Source organism: Streptomyces flavotricini, assembly GCF_020639365.1.
GTDB lineage: Bacteria > Actinomycetota > Actinomycetes > Streptomycetales > Streptomycetaceae > Streptomyces > Streptomyces flavotricini.
In genome coordinates, this window is record NZ_JAINUL010000001.1 from 7,074,078 (window position 1) to 7,085,581 (window position 11,504).

Annotated in this window: 10 protein-coding genes and 1 pseudogene; 6 read left to right on the forward strand and 5 right to left on the reverse strand. The window is 75.9% G+C overall.

The features are described 5' to 3' along the window. Positions 1-14: 14 nt before the first annotated feature. Entirely contained in the window at positions 15-209 is a 195-nt protein-coding gene (locus tag K7B10_RS32335; protein WP_030162614.1) for a hypothetical protein, read from the reverse strand. A 306-nt stretch (positions 210-515) separates the two neighbouring features. Between K7B10_RS32335 and K7B10_RS32340 the strand changes: the two genes are divergently transcribed. Then, positions 516-938, forward strand: coding sequence for an ankyrin repeat domain-containing protein (locus K7B10_RS32340; RefSeq protein WP_229341939.1), 423 nt, complete (start codon positions 516-518; stop codon positions 936-938). Positions 939-1,282: 344 nt separating this feature from the next. Next, positions 1,283-2,680 carry a HEAT repeat domain-containing protein gene (locus tag K7B10_RS32345; RefSeq protein WP_229341942.1) on the forward strand — a complete coding sequence of 466 codons (1,398 nt, stop codon included), beginning with the start codon at positions 1,283-1,285 and terminating at the stop codon, positions 2,678-2,680. Positions 2,681-2,826: 146 nt separating this feature from the next. Here the strand turns inward: K7B10_RS32345 and K7B10_RS32350 are convergent, their stop codons facing one another. The 4 genes from K7B10_RS32350 to K7B10_RS32365 form a co-directional block, all read right to left on the reverse strand. Continuing rightward, positions 2,827-3,441 carry an RNA polymerase sigma factor gene (locus K7B10_RS32350; protein WP_229341945.1) on the reverse strand — a complete coding sequence of 205 codons (615 nt, stop codon included), beginning with the start codon at positions 3,439-3,441 and terminating at the stop codon, positions 2,827-2,829. A gap of 76 nt (positions 3,442-3,517) precedes the next feature. Then, positions 3,518-4,390 carry a 5-oxoprolinase subunit C family protein gene (locus K7B10_RS32355; RefSeq protein WP_229341948.1) on the reverse strand — a complete coding sequence of 291 codons (873 nt, stop codon included), beginning with the start codon at positions 4,388-4,390 and terminating at the stop codon, positions 3,518-3,520. Continuing rightward, positions 4,387-5,004, reverse strand: coding sequence for a 5-oxoprolinase subunit B family protein (locus K7B10_RS32360; protein ID WP_229341951.1), 618 nt, complete (start codon positions 5,002-5,004; stop codon positions 4,387-4,389). Before K7B10_RS32360 ends, K7B10_RS32355 begins: the two co-directional genes overlap by 4 nt. Beyond that, entirely contained in the window at positions 5,001-5,759 is a 759-nt protein-coding gene (locus K7B10_RS32365; protein ID WP_229345572.1) for a LamB/YcsF family protein, read from the reverse strand. Before K7B10_RS32365 ends, K7B10_RS32360 begins: the two co-directional genes overlap by 4 nt. A 166-nt stretch (positions 5,760-5,925) precedes the next feature. On the opposite strand from K7B10_RS32365, the gene K7B10_RS32370 reads away from it, so the two are divergent. The 4 genes and pseudogenes from K7B10_RS32370 to K7B10_RS32385 form a co-directional block, all read left to right on the forward strand. Beyond that, the gene (locus K7B10_RS32370) at positions 5,926-7,431 is read left to right on the forward strand and encodes a hypothetical protein (protein WP_229341969.1); all 1,506 of its coding nucleotides are present in this window, start codon (positions 5,926-5,928) and stop codon (positions 7,429-7,431) included. After that, positions 7,428-7,568 carry a hypothetical protein gene (locus K7B10_RS32375; RefSeq protein ID WP_229341972.1) on the forward strand — a complete coding sequence of 47 codons (141 nt, stop codon included), beginning with the start codon at positions 7,428-7,430 and terminating at the stop codon, positions 7,566-7,568. The genes K7B10_RS32370 and K7B10_RS32375 overlap by 4 nt, the downstream gene beginning before the upstream one ends. After that, entirely contained in the window at positions 7,565-8,497 is a 933-nt protein-coding gene (locus K7B10_RS32380) for a hypothetical protein (protein WP_229341975.1), read from the forward strand. The genes K7B10_RS32375 and K7B10_RS32380 overlap by 4 nt, the downstream gene beginning before the upstream one ends. A gap of 63 nt (positions 8,498-8,560) precedes the next feature. Next, positions 8,561-11,504, forward strand: a pseudogene (locus tag K7B10_RS32385) (hypothetical protein); the annotation flags it as partial.

Genomic DNA, 11,504 nt, shown 5'->3' on the forward strand with positions numbered 1-11,504 from the left:
TCGTGGGGGCGGCGCTAGAGCTTGATCCCGCCGAGGAGGCTCGCGAGGCTCGCCGTGCTCGCCGTGATGCTGGGGGCGATGGCGGAGCCGGCGAGGAAGAAGCCGAACAGCGCGCAGACGAACGCGTGGGACAGCTTCATCCCGTCCTTCTTGAAGAAGAGGAAGGCGATGATGCCGAGCAGGACGACGCCTGAGATGGACAGGATCATGAGAAGTTCTCCTGGTGGGTGGGGACGGTCACCATCAGTTGTTCCAGGCTCACAGGAAGTATCAATGCGATAAAAGGTGCATACGGGTGAATCGCGGCTTTTTTCACTTGCCCGGCTCAGTCCGGCTGGCGCGTCCGCCGCGAACCGTGACCGACCGGGATCCTTGCCTCGGCCTGGCCCCCGTATGTGCAGGTCCGGGCGCTACTCTGGCGATTCACCCGTACGGTCGCAGTTCCCGTACGCCCCCCCCTGCCCGCCCGGCCCGGGGGATCTCACGTCAACAGCGAGTGGAAGGCGGTACGACAGATGAGCGAGCACGAGCCCACCCAGGGCGGCTCCCAGGGCGCTCCCGACGAGGACGTCATCGAGCTGGCCACCAAGATCTTCGACCTCGCCCGGCAGGGCGAGACCGAGACGCTCACCGCGTACCTGGACGCCGGAGTCCCGGCCAACCTGACGAACGACCGCGGCGACACCCTCGTCATGCTGGCCGCCTACCACGGCCACGCCGCCACCGTCACGGCCCTGCTCGCCCGCGGCGCCGAGGCCGACCGCGCCAACGACCGCGGCCAGACCCCGCTCGCCGGCGCCGTCTTCAAGGGGGAGGAGACCGTCATCCGCGCGCTGCTGGCCGGCGGTGCGGATCCGACCGCCGGAACCCCCTCCGCCGTGGACACGGCCCGCATGTTCGCCAAGGCCGACCTGCTGGAACTCTTCGGAGCCGAGTAGTCCGTTTTTGCCCGTGACCTGGCAGGGTCTGACCGGTCCGCCACCTCACGGAATGGTCACGGCGGCCGTAAATGTGGTCGCGGTGCACAAACCGGCTGGGTCATCATGGCGACGGATTCGATTCGCGGACACGGCGGACGGGCAGGAGCGGGCAGGACACGTCGGGTGTCCGGGCCCATCCCCTGCGCAAACCCGGCCGACGTGGTCGCGGAGCACCGACGAGAGTGAGAAGGCAATGGTCTACATCGAGCGGAACATGACGGCGGACGTCCTCACATGCTGTTACGCGGCCCTGTGAATCCCGATTCCCGGTTGCGTCCCCAGCTTGATTTGAGGCCATTCCCATGTTCGAACCAGTCATAGCGCCAAGCGGCACCCTGCTCGGGCTCCTCCAGCGGGGCCGCGGCGACGGCACGCTGCACGCCCTCGCGGCGCCCCGGGCGGAGGCCCTCACGGCCCTCAACCAGTGCGTGGTCAGCGACCCGCGCCAGGACTGGCAGGTCGAGAACCGCTCGCTGTACTACGCGCGCCTGTACTTGGATCTCGACGGCCCCCTCGGCACGATCGAGAGCCACCTCTTCAGCGCCGACGACCTCGTCGACGACACGGACCACCGGACCGGCCTCGCCCTGTCCGTCCTGGGCCACCTGGCCTCGTACGGCCGCGACGACGCGCTCATGCTGCTGCGCCGCTACGCCGCCTCGGGGGCCAACTGGGCCTGGGCCCTCGACGAGCTCGCCCTGCGCGACGACGACGAGGGGCTGCGCGGCCTCGCCGCGCCCGTACTCGCCAGATTCCCGGCCGACGCGGAGGGCGAGGCGCGGCTGGCCGCCGCCGTCCGCGACGCCTACGAACCCCGGCCCTGGTGTCTGTGGGAAGAGTCACCCGAGTACGGCGACCGCCTGCGCGCGGCCCGCCAGCAGGGATCCTTCGACCGCTGGCAGCGCCAGCTCACCCCGAACGGGCCCCGCCCCGGCTGGGGGGTCCAGGCCGTCTTCGACTGGGCCGCCGACGGCCTGCGCCGCGGCACCCCGCTGCACGTACCCGCCGCCCGCTGCCTCGCCGCCGTCGCGGCGCCCGAGGACCGCTCCGCGATCCTCGCGGCCGCCGCAGGTGCGGGCGGCGAGGCCGCCCGGGCCACCGCCCTGCACCACCTGGTCCTCGCCGAGCCGGATAACCCGGCCGTGCTGGACCTCATCGAAGCCGCCGGGGACGAGCCCGCCGTGGCCGCCTACGAGCGCATGTGCGGCCCCGCGGCCGTGGACCGGGCCCGGCAGTGGGTGCACCGCCCCGACGCCCTGGGCGCGGCCGCCGCCGCCCTCCTCGCCGCCCGGGGCGGAGCCGAGGACACCGGACTCGTACTGGGCGCCCTGCGCTCGACGGTCCGCGGCTCCGGGCCGGACGCCCAACGGCTGTTCGCCCTGGTCGACGGGGCCGGCCGGCTGTCCATCGGCTGCGCGGCACCGGTGCTGCGCCACATCTACCGCGAGACGGCCTCCTCCCACCTGCGCGGGCGCGCGGCGCGCGCCCTGGCCAGCACGGACCCCTCGTTCGCGGCCGGTTTCGCCGTCGAATGCCTCTGGGACTGCGAGGAGACCACCCGGGAGGTGGCGGCCCACCACGCGGAGACGGCGGACGCCCGAGTCGCCCCGCGCCTGCGCCGCCTGGCGGCCGACCCCGCCGAGGAAGAGGACGTCCAGTCGGCGGTACGCAGCCGGATCGCCCCGGAATCGGCCGTGTAGCCGCCCGTAGGACACCCGCCCGGCCCGGCCCCCTGACGAGAGGGGGCCGGGCCGGGTGCGTCACGGCCGTCCGGGCGGCGCGCCGGGCGAGGAGGGCCGCCCGGCCCGGAGTCGATCGCGCGCGAGGGGCACTTTCTCCGTCGCGATCACGCCGACCGAGACCCCGTCGACGCGGGGGGTTTGCGCTGGACCATCGCGACGCGGACTCCGAGCGCCCGGAGCCCGTCCACGGTCTCGGGCCCGTCCGCGTACGAGGGCCAGGTGACCACGATCGTGCCGTCGCCCTGCACCACCGGTTCGGTCGCGGAGGACGTGCCCGCGGGTCGCGGGCCCCCGCCGCCCCCGCCCGGAAGGGCCACCAGCCCGAGCACGGCGGCGGTCGCCAGGCCCACGGCGAGCGGGATGCCGTACCCGATCCGCTCCTCCAGCGCGGCCAAGTCCTCGTCGTCGAGGAGCCTGCGGCCGCTGAGCCGGGCCAGGGCGCCGCTCTCCCTGACCCGGCCGCGGGCGTGGCCCGCCAGTACGTTGCGGGCGATGCCGAACGGCCAGGCGACCGGCACTCGCCTGCGGCGCCGGCACCCCTTGGCCGATCCCATCGCGGGGAGGAAGATGTCCGCCGCCAGGTCCGCCGGCAGACGGGCGTCGGAGACCCGGCGGGTGACGAAGCCGAGGACGGCGTCGACGTGTTCCTCGTAGAACGCGCCGAACCCCTCGGGCGTGGTGAGATCCGGCGGTCCGGTCTCCTGGCGTGGGCTGTGCACCCGGTTCCTCCCCTGTGCCGGGGACCCGGTCGGGCGCTTCCTCACCCGGTACTTGGCCGCAGCCCCCGCAGACGTCTCATCGGGCCCTCACGAACCTCACCGGCACCCCCGGCCGGGCCTGGGCCGCCGCGTCGAGGGCCGGGCCCGCGGGGACCACGCCGACCACCGGGTAGCCGCCCGTCACCGGGTGGTCGGCCAGGAAGACCACCGGGAGGCCGTCCGGGGGGACCTGGACCGCCCCCAGGACCATGCCCTCGCTCGGGAGTTCACCGCCGCGGGCGCGGATCAGCCGGGCCCCGGCCTCGGTGCGCAGGCCGATGCGGTTCGACGCCGGCGAGACCCGGAACCGCGCACGCCACAGGGCCGCGATCGAAGCCGGCTCGAACCAGTCCGCCCGCGGCCCCGGCCGCAGCGGCAGCACCAGCTCGCCCTGCATCCCCGGCAGGGCCGGCACATCGACCCCGCGGACCGGATCCGGACCGGCCGGGCCCACCGGCAGCACCGTCCCGGCCGACAGGACGGGCGGGCCCAGCCCAGACAGCAGGTCCGTCGAGCGGCTGCCCAGGACCGGCGGTACGCAGAGCCCTCCCCGCACCGCGACGTAGGCGCGCACCCCCGACTCCGCCCGGCCCACCTCCAGCTCCGCCCCGGCCCGAAGCCGTACCGGCGCTCCCCAGGCCACCGCGCGACCCGACACCCGTACGGCACACGGCGCGCCCGTGACCGCCACGGTCAGCGGGGCCAGCGCGCGCAGGCCGACCCCGTCCAGGGTGGTCTCCAGGGCGGCCGCGTCCGGCCGGTTGCCCAGCAGGCGGTTGGCCAGCGCGTGCGCCCCCGCGTCCAGCGCGCCCGACCTCGGCACCCCCAGGTGCGCGTATCCGGGCCGCCCCAGGTCCTGGACGGTCGTCAGCGCCCCCGCCCGGAGCACCCGCAGCGCGGCGCCGCTCACCCCGCCACCTCCTCGAACCGCACCCGTACCCCCGGCGCGAACAGCGCCGCCGGCTCCCGCTCCGGATCCCACAGCACCGCGTCCGTCGTCCCCACCAGCTGCCAGCCGCCGGGGGAGGAGCGCGGGTACACCCCCGCGTACTCGCCGGCCAGGGCCAGCGAGCCCGCCGGGACGGCCGTACGGGGCGTGGCCCGCCGGGGCGGGTGGAAGCGCTCCGGCAGCCCGGTCAGGTAGCCGAATCCCGGCGCGAACCCGCAGAAGGCCACCCGGAACACGGTTTCCCCCACGATCCGGGCCACGTCCCGCTCCGCGACCCCCCACAGCCGGGCCACCTCCGCCAGGTCCGGCCCGTCGTACCGCACCGGGACGGTGACCAGGGGCCCCTCGGCCTCCGCGAGCGGCGGCACCTCCCAGCGCGCGATCCGCTCCGCCAGCGCGCCGGGCTCGCGGACACCGTCCAGCAGCACGGTCCGCGCGGCCGGCACGAGGTCCCGTACGGCGCCCAGCTCGCCCGTGTCCCGCCTCCGCAGCAGCTCCGCGTGGAGCGCCGCGACCTGCGCCGCCGAGCCCAGCTCGATCAGCAGCGCCTCGCCGCCCACCACCAGCGGCCTCACGCGAAGGCCTCCACCCGGACCCCGGCGGTGCCCAGCGCCTCGCGGACGCGCAGCGCGAGCCCGGCCGCCCCCGGGGTGTCCCCGTGGAGGCACAGCGAGCGCGCCCGCAGCGCCACCGGGGAGCCGTCGGCGGCCGTCACCGCGCCCCCGGTGGCCATCCCGACCGCCCGGGCGACCACGGCGTCCGGATCGTGCAGCACCGCCCCCGGCTCGCCGCGCGGCACCAGCGTCCCGGCCGGTGTGTACGCCCGGTCGGCGAAGGCCTCCGGCACGGCCGTGAGCCCCACCTCCTCGGCGGCGGACAGCAGCAGCGAACCCGGCAGGCCCAGGACGGGCAGGCCGTCGGCCCCGACCGCCAGCCGGACGCCGGAGATCACCGCGCCCGCCTGGTCGGCGTCGTGGACCGTGCGGTTGTAGAGCGCACCGTGCGGTTTCACGTACGACACCTTGGACCCTGCCGCCCGGGCGAATACCTCCAGCGCCCCGATCTGGTACGCCACCTCGTCGGCCAGCTCGCCCGCCGGCACGTCCATCGAGCGCCGCCCGAAGCCCGCCAGATCCCGGTACGAGACCTGCGCGCCGATCCGTACGCCCCGCTCCGCGGCCAGCTCGCAGACCCGCCGCATGATGGACGGGTCCCCGGCGTGGAAGCCGCAGGCCACGTTGGCGCTCGTGACCACGGACAGCAGGGCCTCGTCGTCGGTCAGGGTCCAGCGCCCGAAGCCCTCGCCCAGATCGGCGTTGAGGTCGATCAAAGGTGTGATCATGGAAGCCATGCCGTGAGCGTAGACGTGGCGGCGCGCAACAGGGCGCGTCCGGCGGAACCGGCGGAACCGGCGGAACCGGCGGCGCCCGCCGGGACCGATCCGGCCGAACCCTGCCGTTTGGGATGTTGTCCGTGTCAGCGCCTAGTCTTTGTCCGTGACTCTCCCCGCCCCGGCGAAGCCCCTTCCGTCCCCGGCGCCGGGCCCGGCCGCCGACGAGGGCCTGGCCCGGCGGCTGCGCGCGCTCGCCTGCACCGCCCCGCTGCACGACCTCGACGTACGCAAGGCCAATCTCGCCGGCGAGTACGGGATCTACGCGATGGCGGAGGTCGCGCTCGCCGCGATCGACCTGGTCACGCTCAACATGGACTTCGACACCGGCGCGGACCACGAGCAGATAGTGGCCCGGCTGCTGCCGCGCGTCGCCGCGCAGGCACCGGAGCGACCGGCGGCCGAGCACGAGCGGGTGGCCCGCTGGGTGCTGGAGAACCTGATCAACGTCGGCAGCGTCGACCGGGGCTTCCGCGCGATCTACGGCACCTTCGGCCCGGACGGGGTGTACGTCCGCCGGGACTACGACTTCAAGCTGATCGAAGAGGTCCCCGGCTACGGCGGGGCGGTCTACCTCCGTACGACGGACGAAGCCGTCAACGTACTGGTCGGCGCCCTCGACACGGACGTCACCAGCGCGCAGATCGCCGCCGAGGTGAAGCTGGAGGTCCTGATCAGCCGCGGCAGACTGGCCGACGCCCAGCTCGCCGCCGAGCAGGCCCGGTACCGCACGGTGCAGTACGCGGAGACCCTGCGCCGCACGCTGGACGCGACCCGGCGCAACGTCCGGGCGGTGGACTGGCTCCAGTCCGTGCCGGACATGATCGAAGAGGCCCTCGACCACGTCGCCGACCGCTACCGGCACGAGAACGCGATCCTGACCAACATCCGCCGGGCCCGCGACGAGGCCGAGGAGCCCGACAACAAGCGGCGCGCCGCCGAGCTCGTCGACATCGTCAAGGACTGCATCCGCCGCCACACCCAGCTCCAGTCGAGGCTGCTGGACGCGGGTCCGCTGTTCCGCGCCGAGCAGGACCGGCAGGCCTTCGCGGCCCCCGCGCCGCGCTCCGGGATCGACCTGTACGGGCAGCTCGTGGCGCCCGTGCTGCCGCTGCCGCTCGCCCAGGCCTCCCGGGTCACGGACGCCTTCTTCGCCGCGGCGGTCGGACTGCGCAACCCGGTCTCGGTACGCGTGGCCGACCTGGTCGAGATACTGCTGACACCCCCGGTGGAGCGCGAACACCTCGGCGCGGAGATGCCGGAGCCGGACCTCATCGCGACCCCGGACGACAGCCGGTTCAGCGAGGAGCAGCTCGCCGCCGCGATGGAGCTCCTGGACCTGCCGCACGACGCCCCGCGCCGCCTGTCGGGCCTGCTCGCCGAGGCCCGGCGCAGCGACCCCGACCTGCCGTACCTGGTGGCCCTGCTGGCCGTCCACGCGGCGAGCCCGGCCGTCGGCACGGCGTACCGCCAGGGCGAGGAGCGGCTGCTCTTCGCCGTGGACGACGGCACACAGCTCGAAGACCCGGAGTTCGGCGGCGCGGACCTGATCGTCGGCACGGCCCTCCTGGACGCGGCCGCGATGACCGCGGACCGCACGGAGGCGGCATGAGCCCCGCCCGGGCCCGGGAGCCCGCCCACGCCGCGCGGCCCGGCCGCATGATCCAGCACAGCGGGAAGGGGCGGGGCGGGGGAGTGAACCCGCCCGCCACCGCAACCACCGCACACCACGAGAGGCAGTACCCGTGAGCGACCACCACGCCGAACACCCCGCGTGGAGCGAGGCCGACGCCCCGTCGGCCCCCGTCGCGCCCGCCCCCGTCGCGCCCGCCCCCGCCGCGCAGACCCCCGCAGGGGCCGTCACGCCCGCCGACGCCGCGGACGCGGCCCGGCTCGTCGCGTTCGGGCTCCAGCCCAAGCTGCTCCCGGCCCGCGACGCCGAGTACGCCGAACTGCTGCGCCGCTACCGGGAAGAGCCGGCCTTCGGCCGTCTCGCCGACGCCGTCGCCACCGGCCTCGGCCTCGTCGTCCTGGAGGTGTCCCCGCGCGCCGGCATGGCCGTCGCCGCCGGCGAGGACTCCGTGTTCGCCGTCCGGATGGGCGACTACGCCCGCCGTACGACCGCCGACTCCGCCGACCGGTTCCTGCACGGCCTGGCCCACCTCGCCGTCGCCGCCCTCGCCTACCCCCGCCCCGAGGACCTCGCCGACGACGGCTACATCGGCCGGATCACCGTCAACGGGGTCGACGCCTTCGTCCGGCAGACCTGCCGCCGCCTGGAGGAGCGGGCCGAGGAGCTCGGCGAGAACACCGACCCGGCCACCGACGCCCCCGGCCTCGAAGCCGCCTGGCGGGTCTACGCCCGCCGCAGCGCCACCGGCGCCACCAAGGACGCCCGCCGCCTGGCCGGCTCCACCACCGGCATCGTCGGCAAGGCCGCCGCCTTCCTCACGGACTCCGGCTTCCTGCAGCGCACCGGCGACGACGCCGGCGGTACGTACCGCACCACCCCCCGCTACCAGCTCCAGGTCCGCGACATGGCGGGCAGCGCGGCCATGGCCGAGCTCCTGGAACTCGGCGTGGTCCCCGTCAGCGACGGCTCCGCCAGCCTCCTGCCGCCGCCCGAGGGCGACGACCTGGAGCTCGCCGCCGACGCCGGCCTGCCCTTCCACGCCTGAGTCCCGCCGCCCGACCTGCCCTCCGTACCCCTCCGTACCGAGAATTCACGAGAGTCCGCCGCCATGTACGAGCTGTCCCGGATCCGCCTCTACTCCATCGGGCCCGCCGGTGCGCGCTACGCCGACACCGTGCTCGACCTGCGCGGAGTCGGCGAGCCGGTGCCCCACCCGGCGCCCGCGCAGGCGGAGTTCTTCGAGGACGAGCCCACGGGCCCGCCGCGCCGCCCGGCGCCCGCCGGCGTGCTCTTCCTGGAGAACGGCGGAGGCAAGTCCGTCCTGCTGAAGCTGATCTTTTCGGTGATGCTCCCCGGCCACCGCAACACCCTCGGCGGTGCCAGCTCCGGCGTCCTGCGCAAGTTCCTGCTCGCAGACGACTGCGGCCACGTGGCCCTGGAGTGGCAGCACACCCAGACCGGCGAGTGCGTCGTCGTCGGCAAGGTCAGCGAATGGCGCGGCCGCCAGGTCTCCAACGACCCGCGCAAGTTCGCCGAGGCCTGGTACTCCTTCCGCCCCGGCCCGGGACTGAGCCTGGACAACCTCCCCGTCGCCGAGGCCACCACCGTCCGCCCGCCCGTCGAAGGCGCCTCCGGCGCCCGGGGCCGGCGCCGCACGATGAAGGGCTTCCGTGACGCCCTCACCGAGGCCGGCAAGGCGTACCCGCACCTGGAGGTGTACTTCGAGGAGATCCACGACCGCTGGAACGAGCACCTCACCGAGCTCGGCCTCGACCCCGAACTCTTCCGCTACCAGCGTGAGATGAACGCCGACGAGGGCGAGGCCGCCGGCCTCTTCGCGGTCAAGAAGGACTCCGACTTCACCGACCTGCTGCTGCGTGCCGTCACCGACACCCGTGACACCGACGGCCTCGCCGACCTGGTCCACGGCTTCGGCAACAAGCTCGGCCGCCGTGCCGAGCTGATGGCCGAACGGGACTTCACGGCCGGCTCGGTGGACCTGCTCACCAAGATCGTCGAGGCGGCCGAAACCCGCTCCCGGCTCCGCGACGTCCACGCGGGCGCCGAGCGCCGTACCCGCACCCTCGCCCGGCGGCTGTCGGCCCGCGCCGCCGAGGAGCGCGGCCGCGCCGCGGATCTCGCCCAGCGGGTCACCGGCGCCGCCCACGCGGTCACCACCGCCGAGTCCGCGCGGACCCGCAGCGCCGCCGTCTCCGCCGAACTCGCCTACCGGCACGCCTCGCTGGCGCTGACCGTCGCGGACAAGGCCGCCGCCGCCCAGCGCCGCGAGCTCCTCGAAGCCCGCACCCTGCACTCCGCGTGGCAGGCCGCCGAGATCGTCCTGCGCCACCGCGCCGCGTCCGACCGCTCCGCCCGGGTCGCCGCCGCGATCCTGGAGGCCGAGCGGGACGCCGCCCCGGCGCTCGCCGCCCGCGCGACGGCCGCCGCCGCGCTCGTACGGGCCCTGCACACGGCCGCCGAGAACGGGGAGCGCGTCGCCAACGAGGAGGAGGAGCGGTCCGCCGCCCTCCAGGAGGCGGGCGAGTCCGCGCACCGCGACGCCACCGCCGCCGCGACGGGGGCCCAGCGGGCCCGCAGCGAGGCCGAGCACCTGCGGGCCCGGCTCGCGGAGGTCCAGCAGGAGACCGCCGAGGCCGTACGGGCCGGCTGGCTCGACGACTCGGCGCCCGACGCGGACCCGGCGCGGGCGGCCCTGGCCGCGAGTGACGCCGAGAAGACCACCGTCGCCGCCTGGGACGAGGCCCGCGAGGCCGCCCGCGCCACCGCCGACGCCGCCCGCGAGGCCGCCGCCGCGGAGTCCCGCGCCGAACTCACCGCCGCCCGCGCGGCGGACGCCGCCGACGCGGCCGGGGCCGCGCACGACGCCGAGCACCGGGCGGCCGCCTCCCTGGCCGCCTCCCCCCGACTGGCCGAGCTGCTGGGCCTCCCGCCGGTCCCCGAAACCTTCCTTCCCCACCCGCGTACGGGTACCCCGACGGAACCGGGGACACCCGCGGGCCCGTCCGCCTCGACCGGCCCGTCCGCGTCCGCGGACGCCCCCGCATCGGCGCACGACCCGGCCGGCCCCCGCACCGGCGCGGGCGGCGGGCTCACCGTCGCGGACCTCGACCGGAACGCCGACGAGCTGCGCGAGATGCTCACCCGCGGCGTCGGGGCGGCCGAGCGGCAGCTGTTCGAGCTGCGCACCGCCGCCGCCGACGACGCCCGCATCCTCGGCGCGCTCGGCGACGGCGGCCTGCTGCCGCCCGGCCCCGACGTCCTCGCCACCGTCGAGTACCTCGGCGAACACGGCATCCCGGCCCTGCCCGGCTGGCGCTACCTCGCCCAGTCCGTGGACCCGGCCGACCACGCGGCCGTCCTCGCGGCCCGCCCCGAGCTCGTCGACGGCGTGGTCATCACCGACCCCGACACCCACGCCCGGGCCCGCGAGGTGCTCTCCGCGGCCGCCCTGCTGCCCCGCTCCACCGTCGCCGTCGGCACGGCCGCCGCCCTACTGGCGCCCGTTCCGCCCGCCCACGACGTGGGCACGGACACCGGGGTCTTCCTCGTACCGCCGAACCCGGCGATGCACGACGAGCACGCCGCCGACGAGGAGCGCCAGGCCCTGCGCACCCGCGCCACCGCCCGCGACACCGAGATCCGGGACCTGGCCGCCCGCCTCGCCGGAGACCGCGAACTCGCCGCCCGCCTCGCCTCCTGGCGCACCGGCTGCCCGCCGGGCCGTCTCGCCGAGCTCGCGCAGCATGCGGAGGCCGCCCGCGCGTTCGCCGAGGAGGCGGACGCCGAGCTCACGGAGGCCCGTACCGTACGCGCCGAGGCCGACGAGGCCGCCGCCGATGCCGCCCGCGTCCGCGACGAGCGCCAGGACGCCGCCCAGCGGGCCCGCCGCGCCGCCGACGCCCTCGCCGGGCTGGCCTTCCGCCTGCGCGAGCGCGCCGGCTGGCAGGCGAAGGTCCGCGAACTCGCCGACGACGCCGCCGAGTCCGAGGCCCGCGCCGAGGCCTGCCTGGACCGGGCCCGCGCCGCCGACG